Annotated in this window: 19 protein-coding genes; 9 read left to right on the top strand and 10 right to left on the bottom strand. The window is 65.3% G+C overall.

All coding sequences use genetic code 11. The annotated features are described in order from the left end of the window. Positions 1-2: 2 nt before the first annotated feature. The gene (locus HLH29_RS14545) at positions 3-335 is read right to left on the bottom strand and encodes a GNAT family N-acetyltransferase (protein ID WP_220791530.1); all 333 of its coding nucleotides are present in this window, start codon (positions 333-335) and stop codon (positions 3-5) included. A gap of 168 nt (positions 336-503) precedes the next feature. On the opposite strand from HLH29_RS14545, the gene HLH29_RS14540 reads away from it, so the two are divergent. From HLH29_RS14540 to HLH29_RS14525, 4 genes are all read left to right on the top strand, one after another. Then, on the top strand, positions 504-2069 hold the full coding sequence (locus tag HLH29_RS14540) for an inorganic phosphate transporter (RefSeq protein ID WP_182968072.1): 1566 nt from the start codon (positions 504-506) through the stop codon (positions 2067-2069). Between the two features lie 9 nt (positions 2070-2078). Further along, the gene (locus HLH29_RS14535; RefSeq protein ID WP_182968070.1) at positions 2079-3548 is read left to right on the top strand and encodes a carbohydrate porin; all 1470 of its coding nucleotides are present in this window, start codon (positions 2079-2081) and stop codon (positions 3546-3548) included. A gap of 156 nt (positions 3549-3704) precedes the next feature. Beyond that, the gene (ppk2, locus tag HLH29_RS14530; protein WP_408871979.1) at positions 3705-4568 is read left to right on the top strand and encodes a polyphosphate kinase 2; all 864 of its coding nucleotides are present in this window, start codon (positions 3705-3707) and stop codon (positions 4566-4568) included. A gap of 350 nt (positions 4569-4918) precedes the next feature. Further along, positions 4919-6454 carry a globin-coupled sensor protein gene (locus tag HLH29_RS14525; protein ID WP_338030255.1) on the top strand — a complete coding sequence of 512 codons (1536 nt, stop codon included), beginning with the start codon at positions 4919-4921 and terminating at the stop codon, positions 6452-6454. Positions 6455-6470: 16 nt separating this feature from the next. Here HLH29_RS14525 and HLH29_RS14520 read toward each other — a convergent pair whose 3' ends face one another. Next, on the bottom strand, positions 6471-7391 hold the full coding sequence (locus HLH29_RS14520; RefSeq protein WP_182968064.1) for an alpha/beta hydrolase family protein: 921 nt from the start codon (positions 7389-7391) through the stop codon (positions 6471-6473). 295 nt (positions 7392-7686) lie between these two features. Between HLH29_RS14520 and HLH29_RS14515 the strand changes: the two genes are divergently transcribed. Next, entirely contained in the window at positions 7687-9186 is a 1500-nt protein-coding gene (locus HLH29_RS14515; protein WP_182968062.1) for a peptide MFS transporter, read from the top strand. 9 nt (positions 9187-9195) lie between these two features. Here the strand turns inward: HLH29_RS14515 and HLH29_RS14510 are convergent, their stop codons facing one another. The 4 genes from HLH29_RS14510 to HLH29_RS14495 form a co-directional block, all read right to left on the bottom strand. Then, on the bottom strand, positions 9196-10353 hold the full coding sequence (locus tag HLH29_RS14510) for an iron-containing alcohol dehydrogenase (RefSeq protein ID WP_182968060.1): 1158 nt from the start codon (positions 10351-10353) through the stop codon (positions 9196-9198). Positions 10354-10393: 40 nt separating this feature from the next. Beyond that, entirely contained in the window at positions 10394-10993 is a 600-nt protein-coding gene (locus HLH29_RS14505) for a TetR/AcrR family transcriptional regulator (protein WP_182968058.1), read from the bottom strand. A gap of 96 nt (positions 10994-11089) precedes the next feature. Beyond that, entirely contained in the window at positions 11090-11809 is a 720-nt protein-coding gene (locus HLH29_RS14500) for an LrgB family protein (RefSeq protein ID WP_182968056.1), read from the bottom strand. Continuing rightward, positions 11806-12186, bottom strand: coding sequence for a CidA/LrgA family protein (locus HLH29_RS14495; protein WP_220791529.1), 381 nt, complete (start codon positions 12184-12186; stop codon positions 11806-11808). The genes HLH29_RS14500 and HLH29_RS14495 overlap by 4 nt, the downstream gene beginning before the upstream one ends. A gap of 164 nt (positions 12187-12350) precedes the next feature. Here HLH29_RS14495 and HLH29_RS14490 point away from each other — a divergent pair, with 164 nt between their 5' ends. From HLH29_RS14490 to HLH29_RS14480, 3 genes are all read left to right on the top strand, one after another. Then, positions 12351-12893: a flavin reductase family protein gene (locus tag HLH29_RS14490; protein ID WP_182968054.1), complete on the top strand. Its 543-nt coding sequence runs from the start codon at positions 12351-12353 to the stop codon at positions 12891-12893. A gap of 211 nt (positions 12894-13104) precedes the next feature. After that, positions 13105-14694 (top strand): flavin monoamine oxidase family protein, encoded by a 1590-nt coding sequence (locus HLH29_RS14485; protein WP_182968052.1) that lies wholly within the window; start codon positions 13105-13107, stop codon positions 14692-14694. Further along, on the top strand, positions 14691-15077 hold the full coding sequence (locus tag HLH29_RS14480; RefSeq protein WP_182968050.1) for a c-type cytochrome: 387 nt from the start codon (positions 14691-14693) through the stop codon (positions 15075-15077). The genes HLH29_RS14485 and HLH29_RS14480 overlap by 4 nt, the downstream gene beginning before the upstream one ends. Before the next feature lie 16 nt (positions 15078-15093). Here the strand turns inward: HLH29_RS14480 and HLH29_RS14475 are convergent, their stop codons facing one another. Together HLH29_RS14475 and HLH29_RS14470 are read right to left on the bottom strand one after the other, a co-directional pair. After that, positions 15094-15786 carry a cytochrome-c peroxidase gene (locus tag HLH29_RS14475; protein ID WP_338030254.1) on the bottom strand — a complete coding sequence of 231 codons (693 nt, stop codon included), beginning with the start codon at positions 15784-15786 and terminating at the stop codon, positions 15094-15096. Continuing rightward, the gene (locus HLH29_RS14470; RefSeq protein WP_182968048.1) at positions 15783-16331 is read right to left on the bottom strand and encodes a hypothetical protein; all 549 of its coding nucleotides are present in this window, start codon (positions 16329-16331) and stop codon (positions 15783-15785) included. The genes HLH29_RS14475 and HLH29_RS14470 overlap by 4 nt, the downstream gene beginning before the upstream one ends. A gap of 381 nt (positions 16332-16712) precedes the next feature. Between HLH29_RS14470 and HLH29_RS14465 the strand changes: the two genes are divergently transcribed. Then, a complete protein-coding gene (locus HLH29_RS14465) occupies positions 16713-17000 on the top strand; it encodes a hypothetical protein (protein WP_182968046.1) in 288 nt (95 codons plus the stop codon). 204 nt (positions 17001-17204) lie between these two features. On the opposite strand, the gene HLH29_RS14460 is transcribed toward HLH29_RS14465, so the two are convergent. Both HLH29_RS14460 and HLH29_RS14455 read right to left on the bottom strand, forming a co-directional pair. Continuing rightward, a complete protein-coding gene (locus HLH29_RS14460; protein ID WP_182968044.1) occupies positions 17205-18398 on the bottom strand; it encodes an MFS transporter in 1194 nt (397 codons plus the stop codon). A 129-nt stretch (positions 18399-18527) separates the two neighbouring features. Next, positions 18528-19433 carry a LysR family transcriptional regulator gene (locus tag HLH29_RS14455; protein WP_182968042.1) on the bottom strand — a complete coding sequence of 302 codons (906 nt, stop codon included), beginning with the start codon at positions 19431-19433 and terminating at the stop codon, positions 18528-18530. Positions 19434-19563: the final 130 nt, after the last annotated feature.

The raw sequence follows: 19563 nt of genomic DNA, 5'->3' as shown, positions 1-19563 counted from the left end.
TGCTATGTCAGGCGTTCCAGCAGCACGGCCTGTTCCGTCCCCACGCGAATGGGACCGACGGGCAGAAAACCAGTCTTCTCCGCCACGCGGAGCGAAGGGCGGTTGTCAGGGGCTACGAGGCAGACCGCCCAGTAGCCGAACCCCAGCACCGGCCACAGGCCACGATAGCGCAGCAGCCGCGCCCAGCTTTCCTGCGCCGTGGCCGGCTTGCCGCTGATATGCCGGACGACGGCCGGATCGCTCCACATCTCGGCCAGCGGGCCGAAATCGGCGCTTTCGTGCAGCGTCAGCCGCAGCCGGTCGGTTTCGACGATGTGTCCTGGGGTCTCGGGCATCGGGGTCTGCATCCTTTCGTGAAGCGCGCGGCGGTTCCCCCTTCAAAATAACTTCACTGTTTCTGCCCCGGGCTTTCCGCTGAGTGTGCGCTGTCATAGCGCCTTTGGCCAAGGGGGGATGCCTTGTCGGAGACAACCGTACCGCGCAGTCATTTTCTGCGTCCTAGAATGGACAGCGGGGGAACCCCCGCGTTCAGGATCTTCTTCCTGGCCGTGCTGGCGTGCGCGCTGGGCTTCGTCGGCTACAGTGTTCTGGCCGATCTGCAGGCGGCGGGCGAGCATGGGCTGGCCGTCGGGGCCTTCGCCCTGCTGGCGCTGGCGCTGCTGATCGCGCTGGGCTTCGAATTCGTCAACGGCTTTCACGACACGGCGAACGCCGTCGCGACCGTGATCTATACGAACAGCATGCCTCCCATGGTGGCCGTCGTATGGTCGGGCGTGTGGAACCTGCTGGGCGTGCTGGTCTCGTCCGGTGCCGTCGCCTACAGCGTGGTCACGCTGCTGCCGGTCGAACTCATCCTCCAGGTGGGCAGTGGCGCGGGATACGCGATGATCTTCGCCCTGCTGATCGCCGCCATTGTATGGAATCTCGCAACGTGGGCGATGGGCGTGCCGAACAGTTCCTCGCACGCCCTGATCGGCTCGATCATGGGAGTGGGCATCGCCAACCAGCTAATGGCGCCCGCCGGGGCGGCGACCTATGGCGTCGACTGGTCGCAGGTGTCGAAGGTTTTCAGCGCGCTGCTGTTCAGCCCGCTCTGCGGCTTCGCGCTGTCCATGGCGCTGTTCTGGCTGTTCCGCGTGCTGGTGCGCAACCGGACGCTGTTCGAGACGCCCGTGGGACACAAGCCCCCGCCACTGTGGATTCGCGGTCTGCTGATCGGCACCTGCACCGGCGTCTCCTATTTCCATGGCGGCAATGACGGGCAGAAGGGCATGGGCCTGATCATGCTCATCCTGATCGGCGCGGCACCCACCGCCTATGCGCTCAATCGCGCCATGCCGGAATCGGCCATGCCGGCCTTCGTCCAGTCGGCCGGGGACGCCGCAGGCATCTTCCGCCATCACATGACGGGCACCGAGGCCGATGACATCGCGGCGGCCCGCGTGCGAGTGACGGCGGCGCTGCGCGACAGGGCGGTCGCCAATGGCCGGGTCTATGGCGCGCTGGCCGTGCTGTCGGACGACATCGCGGGCTCGGTCAAGGGATATCGCAGCCTCAATGCCATCCCCGCCGCCCAGGTGCCGAACGTCCGCACGGACATGTATCTGGTATCGGATGCGATCCGCGTGCTGGGCAAGACCAATGCCTTCGAAGGCGCCGAGGCCGCCGGCCTCAAGAATTTCATGGGCCAGCTCAACGCGGGCACGCGCTTCATCCCCACCTGGGTCAAGGTCGCCGTCGCGGTGGCGCTGGGTCTGGGCACGATGGTCGGCTGGAAGCGCATCGTCGTCACCGTGGGCGAGAAAATCGGCAAGACGCACCTGAACTACGCGCAGGGCGCCTCGGCGGAACTGGTCGCGATGGGGACGATCGGCCTGGCCGAGGGCTATGGCCTGCCGGTCTCCACCACCCATATCCTCTCGAGCGGCGTGGCGGGCACCATGGCGGCGGCGGGCTCGGGCCTGCAATGGCGAACGCTGCGCACCATGGCCATGGCCTGGGTGATCACGCTGCCCGCTGCCATGTTGATCAGCGGTGCGCTGTTCTTTATCCTGAGGCATGTCTTCTGACACGAGGCCATGAAAGCCGAACGACCCGCCCCGGCCCTGCGCCGCGTGGCGGGCCTTCTGGCGGCACTCTACCCCTTGACGATGGGGGACGGCATTCTGGCCGCCACCCCGCCGCTGGTCACCGATGTCCTGCCCTCAGGCGTGCCGCTGCCCCCACCGATGCCGGTGGAAGTGCAGCAGCCCGAAGACCCGGGCAGCGAACTTCTGGGCGAGGCCGGGGGCACGCGGCCCTGGCTGGCCCGCCACGGCATCCGGATCAACATACAGGATGTCGAGGAATTATGGGGCCTCGCCTCAGGCGGCCTGCATACCGGACCCACCTATGACGGCATGACGGCCGTGACCTTGATGTTCGACACCGAGCGTGGCTTCGGCTGGCCCGACGGGTTGCTGAACGTCAGCGCGTTGCAGATCCGCGGCCGGTCGCTGACGGGCGAGCGGCTCGGGGCGGTGAATGCCGTCAGTGGCTACGATGCCGGGCGCTCGACCCGGCTGTTCGAACTCTGGTACGGCCAGGGCTTCTTCGCGAACCGGCTGGATGTCCGGGTGGGGTCGATCGACCTCGATACCGAGTTTTTGGTCAGTCAGAACGCCTCATTCTTCCTCAATTCCAGTTTCGGCTGGCCGCTCTCGACCTCCAGTAACCTGTATTCCGGAGGGCCGTCCTGGCCTTTCTCGGCCCTGGGGGCGCGGGCGAAATGGACGCCGATCGACCAACTGGTGCTGATGGGCGCCGTCACCGACGACAACCCGACGCGCGGCCCCTTCTACAGCGCCATCGCGCCCACGCAGCGCGACCCGTCGGGCACCGCATTTTCGACCAGCGGCGGGACGCTGTTCATCGGCGAGGCCCAGCTTTCGGTCGATGTCGCCCGCTGGATCGCCGATCAAGCAGCCCCCAGTCTGTTGGGAACCTGGAAGCTCGGCGGCCTTTACGACACCGGCCGCTTCCCCGACCAGCGATACGACGATCACGGCGGCCTGCTGGCAGCACCGGACAGTACGGGCCAGCCGCGCTACCATCGTGACAATTGGATGATCTACATGGTGGCCGACCAGATGATCTGGCGGGCGGCGCCGGGGTCGAGCAAGACGATCAGCCTGTTCGTGCGTGCCACCGCCAATGACGGCTCGCGCAACCGGTTCTCCACCGAGATCCAGGGCGGCGTGACGTTCGACGGGATGGTCCCGGGCCGGACTGATGACACGATCGGCATTGCCTGGGGAACTGGCTTCTATGGTAGCCGGGCAATCGACAATGCGCGCGATGCCATGCGTCTGGGCACCAGTCTGGCAGGCGCGCTGAAGCCCGAACAGCATATCGAGGTGACCTATCAGGCAGCCGTGACCCCGTACCTCATCATCCAGCCCGATTTTCAATATTTCTGGCATGTCGGCGGCACGTCGTTCGACCCGCAGACGGGGCGGCCCATCGGTAACGGTGCCGTGCTGGGCGTGAACATGACCACCACGTTCTGAAGGCTTGACCGCAGGATTCATGAAAATTTCAAGGCGTTTTCCTGTGGAAAGCCCTATTTCGGCCAGTGCGGCGCATGGTGCGCGGCATGGAAGGCAGCGACGATGGACGATGAGGATCTGAAGAGCCTGTCGGCGGAAGAACGCGAGCGCGTGCAGATGCGCCGCGAGTTCATCGACGATCTGGACGAGGAGTTCGAACTCTCCCTGGAAGAAGAGGCCATCGGCGGAACCCTCGACGCGTCCGACCGCGCGTTTCGGCGCGTCTATTTCCGCGAACTGGTTCGTCTCCAGGGCGAACTGATCAAGCTGCAGGATTGGGTGAAGGCGACCGGCCATCGCCTGGTCGTGATCTTCGAAGGGCGAGACGCCGCCGGGAAGGGCGGCGCGATCAAGCGGATCACCCAGCGGCTGAATCCGCGCCTGTGCCGCGTCGCCGCCCTGCCGGCGCCCAACGACCGCGAGCGCACGCAATGGTATTTTCAGCGCTACGTGGCCCATCTGCCGGCGGCGGGTGAGATTGTCCTGTTCGACCGGAGCTGGTACAACCGTGCTGGAGTCGAGCGTGTCATGGGCTTTTGCACCGAGGATGAATATGAAGAATTCTTCCGTTCGGTGCCAGAGTTCGAGCGGATGCTCGTCCGCAGCGGCATCCAGATTGTCAAGTTCTGGTTTTCGATCACAGATGACGAGCAGGAGGCCCGCTTCCGCGCGCGGATCGAAGATCCGCTGAAACAGTGGAAGCTCAGCCCGATGGATCTGGAAAGCCGCCGCCGCTGGGAGGATTACACCCGTGCGAAGGAGACGATGCTCGAGCGGTCCAGCATCGACGAAGCGCCGTGGTGGGTGGTGCAGGCGGTCGACAAGAAGCGTGCGCGTCTGAACTGCATCGCCCACCTGCTCTCGCTCGTACCCTACGGGCCGGTGCCGAAGCCGGATGTGGTGTTGCCCGCACGCGTCCATCATCCCGATTACGAACGGCAGCCGACCCCGGATGCGATGATCGTTCCCGCGTGCTACTGACGCGGCCCGGGCGAGGGACTGGAGCGCTCTGGGGCCCGCATTCTGCCGCTTGATCCTGCAGCGGCCTTCCTGTTGGCACGGCATCGTGCGAACCCTTGGTGGCGCTCTGGCGTTAGTGGGGGATTGTATCTTTTCAGGATGCGGGCCAGGGTCCTGAGACAGGCGGGTTTTGAAGGATGCCGATAATTAATAGCATGACGCGACCCATCCCGGGCTGCGCTCGTTCACCAGCCCACATTTCCAAACAGAATCTTAAGCGGTTTCCGTTATCTGAATATTAAGTTTATGCCCGTCAAAATAGAATGCTCCTGTCCGGCAACTTTCAGTCATGATATAAGAGAGAATTATTCATGAGCAATCATGATCTGTCTGACTTCAAATACAGGCAAGATTTCGTTGAGATGAACGAAAATGATTTTCGTTCCATCCGATCTGTTCAGGCTCTCATCGATCGAGAAGTGCCGGTCGCGCTTGACAAATTCTATGCTCGGGTTCGCCAGACGCCGAAGGCGCGGAGTTTCTTTTCTTCCGAATCACAGATCAAGCATGCGAAACATGCCCAGCAGACGCATTGGAAACGGATTTCCGGTGCGCGGTTCGACGATGAATATGTCAAAAAGGTCCGGACGATCGGTTCGGTACATGCCCGCATCGGGCTGGATCCGAGCCTGTATATCGGTGGTTATGGGATCATTCTCAACCATCTCGTTCAGTCCGTCATTGGCGATATGCTGTCGCATGGTGGTTTCCTTTCCCGGACCTCGTCACGGGTGGCGCGGAACCTCGGGGATGTGATCGGCAGCCTGTGCAAGGCGGTGCTGATGGAGATCGACCTGACGGTGTCGTCCTACCTGGATGACCTCCACAAGGCGCGCGTCGCGATGCAGGCGGAACAGGACCGCCGTGCTCAGGAAGATCGCGAGGTGATTGAGATTATCGGCAGTGCCCTGACGGCGTTGGCCAATGGCGACCTGACCCATCGCATCGCAAGCGGCCGGATACCGGAGCGCCTGGATGCGCTGAAGCAGCATTTCAACCACACGGCCGAGACGCTGGAACACAGCCTGGCCAAGATCGCGGTGAATGCGACCGATATCGTGTCGAACGCCGACGGGATTCGCCAGGGGGCCGAGAATCTTGCCCGCCGCAGCGAACAGCAGGCGGCTACCCAGGAGGAAATGTCGGCGGCGCTGAGCCAGATCACGCAGCGGGTCGCGAAGACGGCCGAGGAAACCCGGAAGGCCAACCAGATGGCCAACATGGCGCGCGGCGATGCCGAGCATGCGGGCAGTGTGGTCCATGGCACGATCGCGGCGATTTCGGAGATCGAGAAATCATCCCGGGAAATGGCAGGCATTATCGGGATCATCAACGAAATTTCGTTCCAGACCAATATCCTGGCCCTCAACGCCAGTGTCGAGGCAGCACGGGCTGGGGATGTGGGCCGTGGCTTTGCCGTGGTGGCCAGCGAGGTCCGCGCGCTGGCGCAGCGCTCGGCCGATGCTGGCCGGGAAATCTCGGCGTTGATCAACCTGTCGGGCGGACAGGTGAAATCCGGCGTGACGCTGGTGCATGAGGCCGGCGATGCATTGCGGCGTATCATGTCGCAGGTGCAGCAGATCAATGATGTCGTGTCGACCATTTCGGATTCGGCACAGGAGCAGTCCGCCAGCATCAGCCAGTTGAATATCGCCATGGGCGGGCTGGAACAGACGACCCAGAAAAATGCCGCCGTTGCCGAGGAAAGTGCCTCGGCGGTGCGCAATCTGGTGGCGACGTCCGACGAACTGACGCGGATGGTCGCGGGGTTCACCCTGTCCGGCAGAGACATACGGCCTGCATTCGCGCGGCAAAAGCCCAAGCTGGCCCTGATCCGGACGGAATGAGCGACCGCGAAGACTGTCACGCGGGCGGCTGGTCCGCCATCGTGCGGTGCAGGAAGGCACTGATCTCATCCGCCATGACCTGCTGAAAGCCAGCGCGGTCGAAACCCGGCGGATCTTGCGATGGCGAAAAATCCGGGCGCGCCATGTTCGCGGGGAAGGGGCTGAGGAACGAGAAATGCCCCGCGCCGGGCACGCAGCGATTATCGACCAGCGCCGGGTCGGGCACGCCCTGCATCACGATATCGGCCAGTGCCGGCGGGGTGACGTCGTCCTCGGCCGCCGTGCGCATCAGGATCGGGCAGCGGACCGCCGACAGGGCGCCTGGGGCGCGGAACCACCCGGTGGCCGGGGCCAGCAGCACCAACGCGTGAACGCGCCGGTCATGCGTGACGGCGATGCGCCGTGGCGGATCGTCCGGGCTGCGTCCGCCGCTCCATGGCTGGCCGCCCGCCGCCGCCAGCACCGTGCAGGTGCCCAGGGAATGGCCGATCAGTGCCACGCGCTCCGGCCGCAGGGCGGGGCCGACCACCGGGTCGGCGAAGGCGGCGGCGATGCTCAGGCACACATGCCGGGGGCGGTTTTCCAGATTGGCCAGTGTGCGGGCCAGCGCGTCGTCATTTAGGCTGTTGCCGGGGTGTTTCGGCATGGCGATCACGAAGCCGCGCGACGCCAGGGCCATTGCCAGGTCACGATAGACCCAGGGCGATCCGCCATTGCCATGAGACAGCACGACTAGCGGCCGAGCATGGCCCGCGACCGGTCCTTCGGCGAGGGGTAGGCGATAGGGGCCGAAGCGGCGCGGATATGGTGTGCCGGTGGTGGGATAGAGGATCGCCAGTTCGATCGCCGCGTCCTGCACCTCATCATGCAGCGTCAGGCCACGATAGCCCACCACATGCTCGGTGGAACCTGATGCGTCGTCGTGGCTCTGTTCCATCCCTGATCCTTTCCGCTCGTGCCATGGGTGTTCCGGCCTAGTGGCGTCAACATGCCGATATCGGATCGGGTGGGCCAGTGGCGGCGACGCATCGCTTGCGTTCCTGCGCCGAATGGGCGGCGTACCGCTTCCGCTCGATATCGAAACGCCTAAAACATGCTCGTGAAGCAGGCCTTGGCCGGACATGCTTGTCCGGCTGGGTGAACAGTCTATTGAAAACAGAAATCTATAACCATTTTCGCGCCTGGGGGGCCGCAAGGGCCCCTCCTTGCTCTTGTCATCTGTCAGGAAGCTCATGCCATCTGCCCTTACTTCCATATCGTCGCGGCCCATCACGCGGTCTTCGTCCTTCGCTGTTGTGGTTGCGATCGAATTGTGGGAGCGGTTCGGCTATTACGGCATGCAGGCCGTGCTGCTGCTGTTCATGGTGCGGCAGCTTGGCATGGCGGATGCGCGGGCCAACTTGCTGATGGGGGCCTTCGCGGCCATGGCCTATGCCCTGCCGGTGGTTGGGGGCTGGGTGGGCGACCGGGTGCTGGGGTCGCGCCGGGCCATGCTGCTGGGGGCCACCTGCATGATGGGCGGCTATGCCGCGCTGGCGGTGGCCACGGTGCATGTCGGGCTGATGACGGTGGCCATGGCGCTGATCGCGACCGGCAACGGATTTTTCAAGCCCAATGCCGCCAATCTGGTGCGCCGGATCTATGAGGGCGACGATACGGCGCTCGATTCCGCCTTCACGCTCTATTACATGGCCGTCAATGTCGGCTCGACCGCGTCGATCCTGCTGACGCCCCTGTTGCAGGACCATTTCGGCCCGGCGGCGTCGTTCGCCACCTGTTCCGCCGGGCTGGCGTTCGGCCTGTGCGTCTATACCATCCTGCGCAGCCGGTTGCGCCATGTCGGTTCGGCGCCCGATTTTGCGCCGCTGGCCGCAGGGCCGGTGGGTGGGTTGCTGCTGGGTATGGCGGGGGCGATCGTGGGGTTGCACCTGATTCTGGATCGGCCGGCGGTGGCGCGGGCCTGTGTGTGGCTGGCCGCGCTGTCGGTCCTGGGCATCTGGGCGGTGATCTATCGGCGGGCCGTGCCGGCGCAGCGGCCGGGGTTGCGGATGGCCTACATGCTGTCGATCCAGGGCATGATCTATTTCGTGTTCTACCAGCAGATCGTGACCTCGCTGACCCTGTTCGCCCTGCGTGCGGTGCGCGGCGATGTGACGGTGGGCGGGGTGACGCTGTTCCATATGTCGGCCGGCCAGTTCCAGGCCCTGAATCCGATCTGGATCATGGTGGCCAGTCCGATCCTGGCCTTTATCTACCGGCGCCTGGCCCGGCAGGGGCGCGACCTGCCGATCGCGCGGAAATTCGTGCTGGGATACAGCCTGGTGACGCTGGCCTTCGTGATCTGGTGGCTGGGGGCGCTGTCGGGTGGGGCGGGGCTGGTGTCACCCTGGTTCATGATCGCGGCCTATTGCGCCCTGGCGGTGGGGGAGTTGCTGGTCGGCGGGCTGGGGCTGGCGGTGATCGCGCGCTATGTGCCCGCTGCCATGGGTGGGTTCATGATGGGATCGTACCTGCTGTCGATGGGGGTGGCGATGTATGTCGGCAGCATGGTGGCCAACCTGGCGGCCTCGGCCCCCGCGCATCCGGCGGCGGGGGCGGAGGCCTATGCCGGCCTGTTCCTGACCCTGGCTATTGCCGCCGGCACGATCGTGATCCTGTTTGCGGCATTGCTGCCGCTGACGCGGCGGTGGGATCGCCAGCATGTGCGGGATTCGGCTCTTTTTTCCGCCTAGTCCCAAGCTTCAGAGGCTGGCTTCGAGGACGCGGCGGCTGACTTCCAGGGTTACGTCCTGATGTTCGCCCAGTGCGGTCATGCCGTGCTGTTCGAGCTGGCTGATCACGCCGTCGATTGTCTCGGTGCCGAGCCCGTAGGCGGAAAGGCGGGTGGGGATGTCCAGACTTTCGAAGAAGGCGCTTGTGCGTGCGATCGCGCTTTCGATCCGCTCGTCCTCGGTGCCGTCGCGCAGGTTCCATACCCGCTCGGCGTATTGCAGCAGCTTGCCGCGCTTGGCCTCCTTGCGGACCCGCAGCATGGCGGGCAGGACGATGGCCAGTGTGCGGGCATGGTCGATATCGTGGCGCGCCGTCAGTTCGTGGCCGATCATGTGTGTCGCCCAGTCCTGCGGCACGCCGGCGCCGATCAGCCCGTTCAGCGCCAGGGTCGCGATCCACATCAGATTGGCGCGCAGATCGTAATCATGCGGGTTGGCGATGACCTTCGGCCCGATTTCGACCAGGCTCAGCAGCAGCCCTTCGGCGAAACGGTCCTGCGCCATGCCGCCGGCCGGGTAGGTCAGATACTGTTCCATGATGTGGGTGAAGGCATCGGCCACGCCGTTGGCGACCTGCCGCACCGGCAGGGTGTAGGTCCTGGTCGGGTCCAGCACCGAGAAGCGCGGGAAGACGTGGGGGCTGCCGAAGGCGAGCTTTTCCCGGGTTTCCGTGCGGGAAATGACGCTGAAACTGTTCATTTCCGACCCCGTGGCGGGCAGCGTCAGCACGCTGCCGAAGGGCAGGGCGCCGGTCACATCCACCCCATGGGTGCGCAGGATGTCCCACGCGTCGCCCTTGTAGTTCACGGCGGCGGCGACGAATTTGGTGCCGTCGATCACCGATCCGCCGCCGACCGCCAGCAGGAAATCCAGCCCTTCCTCGCGAATGGTCGCGACCGCGCGCATCAGGGTCTCGTAGGTGGGGTTGGCCTCGATACCGCCGAATTCACGCACCGTCCGCGTGCCCAGGGCTGCGCGGACCTCGGCCAGCGTGCCGTTCTTCTCGGCGCTGGAGCCGCCATAGAGGACCAGCACGCGCGCTTCGGCCGGAACATGGTCGGCAAGCTGGGCGATCGTGTCCTTGCCGAAGATGATGCGGGTCGGGTTGTAGAATTCGAAATTCTGCATGGTGTCTCCTTGTCGCCGGCGTGGCCGACGGAAAATCGGGTCAGGCGGGCAGGCCGAGCATCCGGCGGGTGGCCGTCATGGCGTCGTCGAACGCTTGACGGTCGCGGGTGAATTTCGCCAGCAGCGTCGCCCCCAGCCAGAGCTGGTAGAGGGCGGCGGCCAGCGGGCGGGCATCCTGCGTCACGGGCAGCGAGCCGTCCTGCTGGCCGGCCGCGATGAAGCGGGCCAGACGGTCCACGACTTCGGTGGCGCCGTCCTGCAGGATCAGGCGCATCCGCTCCGACAGGTCGCAGACTTCGGCGCCGAGTTTGACGGCCAGGCAATGGTCGTGGACCGTGCCGGCGATATGTGCGTCGCGCCACTGGGCCCAGTAGGTCATGAAACGCTGGCCGGCCGTGCCGTCGCGCTGGTCCAGCAGCGCGTCGATCCGGGCGAGATAGGTGGTGAAATACTGCTCCAGCAGCGCCTCGCCGAAGGCCTCCTTCGAGGCGAAGTAATGATAGAACGAGCCCTTGGGGATCTCTGCCGCGCAGAGGATCTCGTTCAGCCCGACTGCCGAGAAGCCCTTGCTGCCGATGATCGGCCGTGCCGTGTCCAGGATATGGCGGCGGACATCGTGATGGACGGATGCTGCGTTCATGAGGGGAGGTTATCCTGAATTAGACCGGTCGTCTAGTGGAGTGTCGATCCGCGCAGCGCGCGGCGGGTGGTCGCCGGCGCGCGTGTCGAACGGTCGCTAACGCCACAATGTGGCCAGGAGGGGCACCAGCAGGGCCGTCAGCAGGCCGTTCAGCCCGATGCCCAGGGCGGCGAAGGCTGCCCCGATCTCGTCGAGGGCTGCGACCTGGGCGGCCGCGATACCGCTGCCGGCGACGCCGGCGGCCAGGCCGTGCGCCCGCCAGTCGTCGATCTGGAAGCGGGCGAGCATGTGGCGGCCGATGATGGCCGCCAGAATGCCGCCCAGGATTGCCAGCGAGGCGGTGAGCGCGGGCACGCCGCCGATCTGGTCGGACACCGCCATGGCGATCGGGGTGGTGACGGCCTTGGGCGCCATGGACAGCGCGACGCTGCGCGACCCGCCCAGCAGCCAGACGAGGCCCACGCCGGTGATGACCGAGGTGAGCGAACCGGCCAGCAGGGCGAGGCCGATGCTGGAGAGATGGCGGCGGACCAGGGCGAAATTCTCGGCCAGCGGCACGGCCAGCGCCACCGTCACGGGGCCGAGCAGGAAATGGATGAACTGCGCGCCGGCGAAATAAGTGTCGTAGGACGTGCCCGTACCCAGCAGGGTCGCCCCCACGATCAGGATCGCGATCAGCACCGGGCTGGCGAAGGGCGAACCCCCGCAGGCTTTCTGCACCTGGCGGCCGATGACATAGGCCGCGAGCGTGACCACCAGCCAGAGCAGCGGGGTGGCGGAAAGCGGCGTCCAGAGATGATGGAGAGCGGCGTTCATGATGCGCGTCCCTGGCGGTCGGTGTCTTGCGTGTGGGTGGGGCGCAGGGTCCAGTGCATGACCAGCGCGGTCACGATCAGGCTGAGGATGGTCGAGCCGGCCACGGCGACGAGGATCGGCAGCCATTCCTTGCGGATCACTCCGGCCTCGGCAATGATTCCGACGCCGGCGGGCACGAACAGCAGACCCATATTGGCGATCAGCCCCTCGGCCGCCGGCTTCAGCGGCGCGGGCGTGCTGTCATTGCCGGTGCGCCTGGCACGGAGACCGAGGGCGAGGGCCAGCAGGAACATGCCGATGACCGGGCCGGGGATCGGGAGCTGAAACGTGGCGCGCAGCAATTCGCCCAGAAGCTGGCATCCGACAAGAATGAGCATCGCCGACGTCATCATGGTCTCCACTGGTGCGGGCCCCTGCGGGAGGGACCGATCCGGACGGGATAACAACATGATCGCGAAAATGCGACAGCGGAGACGGGTTCGTGGCCCGCCGGCCGGAGGAAAACATGCTATCCTCCGACTGACGCGGAAGGATGGCCGCCATGGACGATCTGCCGATCAGCAAGGCATTCACGCTGCTGGAGCCGGGGCCGGTGGTGCTGGTCACGACCCATGACCGCCACCGGGACAATGTGATGACCATTTCCTGGACCATGGTGCTGGATTTCTCGGCCTCCTTCGCCATCACGACCGGGCCGTGGAATTATTCCTTCGCCGCGTTGCAGCGCACGAAGGAGTGCGTGATCGCGATTCCGACGGTGGACATGATCGATACCGTCGTGGGGATCGGGACCTGTTCGGGGCAGGATACCGACAAGTTCGCGACATTCGGACTGGTGCGTGAACAGGCCCATCGGGTTCGCGCGCCGCTGATCGGGCAGTGTCTGGCGCATATCGAATGCCGGGTGGTCGATTTCATCGAGCGCTACAGCATCGTGGTGCTGGAGGGGGTTGCGGCCCATATGGATGCCGCGCGGCAGGAGCGGCGGACGATCCATGCCGTCGGTGACGGCACCTTCGTCGTGGACGGGCAGCGGATCGACCGGCGGGAGATGATGCGGTCGAAACTGCCGGATGGCGTTTGAAAATTTCTTCCTTTTCCGAAGAAAGAACCTCTGTCCGCTGGGGATGTCGCATGCTTCCCTGAAAAAGAATCCTGAACAGATCAAAAGTTTTTTGGTTCTTTTTTCAAAAAAGAACGGAAACGCCGGACTCACGCGATTTTGACAATTCTCGTCCCTGCCTGTCATAACGGTATCGCACTGACACCGTAGCCGGCAGGAGAGACATGACAGGATGACGACGGGCCAGACTGCTTTCACGCGGCGGGACATGCTGCGGGCCATTGGCCTGATTGCGGGTGCGGGTGCGATGTACCAGGCCATGACGGCGCTTGGTCACGCGGCGGAATCGCAATTTGCCGGCGCGCCCGATTTGTCCGGGGCGCCCCGGGGTGCGAGGGTGGTGGTGCTGGGTGCCGGCTTGGCGGGATTGCTGGCGGCGTATGAGCTGGAACGGGCCGGCTACGCGGTGCAGGTGCTGGAATACCAGAACCGTCCGGGTGGGCGGAACTGGACCCTGCGTGGGGGCGACACCTATACCGAGCTGGGCGGTGCGACGCAGACGGTCCGGTTTGCGCCGGGGAATTACCTCAATCCCGGTCCGTGGCGGATTTCGCACCATCATCGTGCCATCCTGCATTATTGCCGGGCCTTCAATGTGCGGCTGGAGCCGTTCATTCAGTTCAACAACAATGCGCTCGTCCATTCCACGCATGCGTTCGGCGGCAGACCGCAGCGCTACCGGGACGTGGCGGCGGATTTCCATGGCAATGTGGCGTCGCTTCTGGCCACGGCGGTCAATACCGGCGGGCTCGACCACGCCGTGACGCAGGACGATCGCGAGCGGCTGCTGGAGGCCCTGAAAGGGTGGGGGACGCTGGACGACTCTCTCGCCTATCGCAAGGGGCTGCATGTGTCGGGGCAGCGCAGTTATGCCCGGCCGCCGGGGGCTGGGGCCGATGGAGCGCCGCTGCCGTCGGACCTGCTGCCGTTTCATGACGTGCTGGACCCGGTGGTGTGGAAGAGCATGAAGTTCTTCACCAGCTATGACATGCAGCCGACCATGTTCCAGCCCGTTGGAGGGATGGACATGATCGGCAAGGCCTTTGCCAGCCGCCTGCCGCACCAGATCACCCTGAATGCCAAGGTGACGGGTATTGCGCAGGATGAAAACGGCGTGACGGTCCGCTGGGCCGACACGCGGTCGGCCGAGGTGCATGAAACGAAGGCGGATTGGTGTGTGTGCACGCTGCCGCTCAGTATCCTCTCGCAGATCGATATTCAGGTCTCGGCCGCCAAGAAGGCCGCGATCAGCGCCGTGCCGTATGCGTCGCATGCGAAGATCGGGCTGGAATTCCGTCGGCGGTTCTGGGAGGAGGATGAGGCGATCTATGGCGGCATCAGCTTCACGGATCAGGAAATCGCTTTGGTGTCCTACCCCAATGACAATTTCCATGCCGCGGGCCCGGCGGTTCTGCTGGGGGCGTTTGCCCTGGGGCGTGGGGGATATGATCTGGCGGGGATGACGCCGGAAGAGCGGATCGAGGCTGCGCTGAAACAGGGCGAGAAAATCCATCCGCAATATCGGAAGGAATTCCTGAGCGGTGCCTCCGTGGCGTGGAGCCGGGTGCCGTGGATGCTGGGGTGCCGCGCGCGCTGGAGCGAGGCCGACCGGGCTGCGCATTACCAGAATCTGGTGTCCATGGAAGGAAGAATCGTGTTGGCCGGTGATCATGCCTCTTACATGGCAGGCTGGCAGGAGGGGGCTTTGCTGTCATCGCTCGACGCTATCCGGCAACTTCATCATCGTGCGACGGCCGTATGAGGCGGCTGGTTCAGGCTCTGCTGCTGGCCTGCGCCTGGGGCGCGGCCGGCCCGGCGCGGGCGCAGGCGCCGTCGGCCGACGGGAGCGAGATCTACCGGCAGATCTGTCAGGCGTGCCACATGAAGGGCGGAACGGGCGCGATCGGGGCGGGCAAGGTGCCGGCGCTGGCGCATAATGCCCGTCTGGCCGTGGCGGCCTATCCGGCGACCATCGTGGCGCAGGGGCATGGCGGCATGCCGTGGTTTTCCGACATTCTCTCGCCCGTGCAGATCGCGTCCGTGGTGAATTACGTGCGGACCCATTTCGGCAATCATTATCAGGATGCGCTCGATGCCCAGACCGTGGAAGCGATGCTGGGGCCGAAGAAAGTGGACGATCACTGAGAGGCTGACGGGCTGATCAGGCCGGGCAGGCTTCGGGTGGCAGGGCGAGGGCCGGGTCGTGCAGGAAATGCACGTCGGTCAGCGCCCGCAGGAAGGATTCCAGAGCCGCTTCGTCGTCATCCGGGAGCGCCTGTCCGTGGGCGGCTTCCGGCTTTAGCGTGACGCGGCCCTGCCGGGCCTGATCCCACGCGCTGTCGCGCGAGACCAACGTGCGTTCGAAGAGGGCGACCGCCGTTGCGATCGTGTCGGCGTCGATGCGACCCTGGGCGCGGGGGAATGCGCGGGCGAAGAGGTGGCGGTAGCAGGCGTTGCCGGCGATGCGCCCGACCAGCGTGGTGCGGTCGGGCATGCCCATTTCCACGGGGTGATGGCCCATCATGGGGATGAAGAATTGCCGATCGAGGCGCGTGACGTGCTGGTCGATCCAGGTCAGGGTCGAAAACGCGCCGACATTGGCCAGTGACGGCACGTTGCGTACGCCCGGCTGGTCGGTCATGCCCGGATGGGGGCGGTTGCCGTCGGCGAAGGCGTGGCGCCGGGCATGGCAGGTGGCGCAGGACATGCTGCCATCCGCCGACAGGTCGGCATCGTAGAACAGTCGGCGCCCGAGCTGCACGCCGACTTCCTGTGCCGTCAGGGAGGGAGTGGTTGCCCGGGCGGGAAGCCAGAATGCGGCGGCGAGGGGCTGCCATGCCCGGGGGCGGGTCACGGAACCGGCACCACCATGATTTCGATTTCGGGCTTGCCGCTGCCGCTGAGCTGGATGATGGCGCGTCCGGCCGGCAGCGGGAAATCGACCATCTTGCCGATTCCGCTACAGGCCGGCCCACGCTCGTGGTGGGTGGAGCCCACGGCGGCGCCGTCGTGCACCAGGTCGAGCCACGCGCGGGTGCCGAGCATGATCCGGTAGGTGCCGGCCTTCGGGGCGTCGAAGGCGACCATTCCGCCGGAACTGACCGAGCCGCCGGGCTCGTCGGGGCGGAGGGCGTAGCTGACATCCGGCGTTGGCCGCAGGGCCACCAGCACGGCCTGCCCTGGCGGGAGGACGGCATGGTCGAGCGCGGATACGGTGCCGGCGGCCGCGAGGTGGGACGGAGATGCCCATCCGCGCAGATCGTCGGGCAGGGCCGGCTTGTCCGGCGTGCAGGCGGCTGGCGGCGCCGGCGGGTCGTCCGCCCGTGCGGGGGAGGAGAAGGGGAGGCCGAGCAGCAGGACGGCCAGAGGCGGGATAACGAATGGTTTCGCGGTTGCCATGATGCCTTTCCGCATTCCTCTATCGCTTTGGGGCCGTAGCCGGATTCTATACGGACACCGCCGAAACCCGAAATGAAAGCCTGCCGGCCGTCCCGGGCGCGGGCCGGGCTGCACGGATTCGGAAGGACTCCGGGGGCCATCGGCCGCCTGCATGGAGTCAAGCGTGAATCGTCGTCGAGCTGTGAATTGTTTGGGCCGATGGCGCCATGTGACAGTAAGGTAGAATCACGGAGATTCGGCGTTGCCGCTCTTGACGGCGCGTAAATGGCGGAAGACTAGGGTTTTTTCGATGAGGGACGATGCCGCGCCCCCGGCGATTATCCACAGATTCCGGGGGTACCCTTCTGGATAACTCTGTGGATTGCCTGTCCGGAAACAGGCGTGATCGCGACGAAGCCCGCCTTTCTTGGTTTGTTCCGGCGTGGCGGGTGGTGCCGGATGGCTTCCGTGGTTTTTTTCCGATCGGCTGTGAATGATTTGCTGCCTGGGGCAGTCATAAAATTGAAATGGAATCAAGACCCTTTTCAGGGGGTGAATGAAATCATGCTGGAATCGGCGGAAAACAGCCATTTTCGCGATGATGTTCCGTCGTGGAGCGGCGAGGATTATCCACAGATTCCGGGGATACCCCTCTGGATAACTCTGTGGGTGGATGGAGCTGAGGCTTGAATCCGACGGGCCTTGCCCTGTTCTTCCCGGTTTGTTCCCGCGCCCGTGTGTTCGGGCCGGTTGAGGGAGGGGGCGCTGCAAAAAAGAGGCCGGGCCCGAAGGCCCGGCCTAGGGGGTTTGCACAGCGGGTCGCTCTTATCCGATTGCCGGAAACGATGATCATGAAATAATTGTTACATCGTGATGAATCGGGGATGCCCGTTTTCAGTCGTGTTCGGCAGGGGGAAGGCTGTGCGGGAAGGCGGCGGGGCTGAAGAAGCCCAGCAGGATGCCGCCAAAGGCCACCGCGATGGCCAGCGGTGTGAGGACGCCGAAGCCGGCATGGGTCAGCACCTGGCCGCCGGCCGCCGACCCGAGCAGGATGCCCACGTTGCTGGCGGCATTGATCGCGGCCCCGGCCACGTCGGGGCGGGTGGCGCGGGCGCGGATGGCCCCGGACATGACGAAGGGGATGATGGCCGAATAGCCGATGCACCACAGCCCCACGGCGCCCACCGCCGCCCAGCCGGACAGGATGTGCCCATACATCAGCCCCATGCCGATCAGCATGGCCAGGCCGCTGCCCAGCAGGCCGGCGCCGGGGTTGCGGTCGACAAACTGCCCGGCCCCCCACAGGCCGAGGATGCTGACGCCACCCGTGAGCAGCAGGGCGATGCTGAGGGTGCCCGCCGTCAGCCCATGGTCGAGCAGCAGCGGCGCGACATAGGTGTAGAGCAGGTTGTGGGCGAAGAAGAACACGGCATCGACCGCCACCACGATCAGGAAGATCCGCATCACCCTGCGGGAGGCCATGCCGGGCAGGCTGCTGCGGACATTCGGGGGCGAAGAGACCGGCGGCAGGAAAAAGGCGATGCACAATGTCAGCACCGTCGCCAGGGCCGTCATGATGAACATGGCGACGCGCCAGCTTGCCAGATGCCCCACCGCCGCCGCCCCGGGCACGCCCAGGATCGCGCCCAGCGAGGTGCCGCCATAGACGAAGGAAATGGCCCGACCGGTCATGTTCTGGGGTACCAGGCGCGCCGCATAGGCGGACGTGATCGACATCAGCAGCGCATGCGCCAGCCCCCCGATCAGCCGGCCGGCACATACGAGCAGGAAGGTGGGCGCCAGCGCCACGAGCAGGTTGGACAGCACATAGCCCGACAGCGAGACGAGCATCAGCCGCTTGCGGTCGATATGGGCGGTCATGATCGTGAGCGGCACCGCGCCGAGCGCCACCATCAGGGCGAAGGCGCTGACGGCCAGCCCGGCATGGCCTTCCGGGATATGGAAAGTCTGCGCCATCTCGATCAGGATGCCGACGGGAGCCACTTCACTGGTCAGGGCCGTGAAGGTGCAGGCAAACAATGCCCAGAGGCCGATCACCGCGCTGGTCGGCAGGGTTTTGAAAAGCATGGGGACCTGTTTCGCATACGGAAATTGCGGAAAAATGCCGATTCCTGCAAATCTTTCTGGCATTCCCCGCATCAGAACGGAATAGGCTGTTTTCGAAGGACTGGAACTCGCCCGTAGGGCGGGAGGGGGTCAATCGGTTCCGTTGTCGCGGGCGGCGGTTTCCAGCAGCCAGGCGCGGAAGGTCTTGAAAGGGCCGTAGCTGCCGTGGTTCGGGGGGTAGGCCAGGTAGTAGGCGCCGTCGCTATGGAGCGTGCCGCCCGGCAGTTCGATCAGGCGGCCGCTCTGCAGCAGGTCTGATACCAGAAAACGCGGCAGCAGGGCGACGCCGGCCCCGGCTGCGGCGGCCTGTGCGATGAAGGTGAACTGGTCGCACAGCATGCCGTGGACCTTCAGCGCCTCCACCCCCTGGGCGGCGAACCATCGTTCCCACGCATCGGGGCGGGAGACCAGGTGCAGCAATGGGGCGCCGAGCAGGTCGGCCGGGGTGCGGAAGGCGTGGCGGGCCTGTAGGATGGGGCTGCAGGTGGCGACGACCTGTTCCGACATCAGGAAATCCATGTCCGCGCCCGTCCATTCGGCCGCGCCGAAATGGATGGCGGCATGGAGCGTGTCGCCCGAGAAATCGAAGGGCAGGGGGCGGGACATCAGGTTGATCGTGATGTCGGGATGGGCGCGCATGAAATCCGGCAGGCGGGGGGCCAGCCACTGGCTGCCGAAAGTGGGCAGCACGCCCAGATTGACGGCGCCGCCGGTGGGATTGGCGCGAAAGCCCAGGGTGGCGGTGGCGATATGGCGCAGGGCCTCGCGGACCTCGCGCGCATAGGCCTCGCCCGCCAGGGTCAGGCGCACCGTCTGGCGGTCGCGGACGAACAGGTCGGCGCCCAGTTGCTGTTCCAGCGCGCGAATGTGCCGGCTGATCGCGCTCTGGGTCAGGTGCAGCTCCCGCGCGGCGGCGGTGAAGCTCTCCAGCCGGGCCGCGGCCTCGAACGAATGCAGGAGCAGGGTGGGGGGCAGGAAACGTCGCGGGGTCGCCATGTCAGCCCGTGGATGCGAAGGGGGAATGGTGGGCGGAGTGCGCGGTCATTCCGGATCCGCATGATGTCAGTTTCCTTTATCGTTTGAAAGGCGGCTCGCTGTCGCGAATGATATGGAATCGGAATAACAG

Source organism: Gluconacetobacter tumulicola, assembly GCF_014174215.1.
GTDB classification, from domain to species: domain Bacteria; phylum Pseudomonadota; class Alphaproteobacteria; order Acetobacterales; family Acetobacteraceae; genus Gluconacetobacter; species Gluconacetobacter tumulicola.
This window is presented reverse-complemented; position numbering and strand designations above follow the sequence as displayed.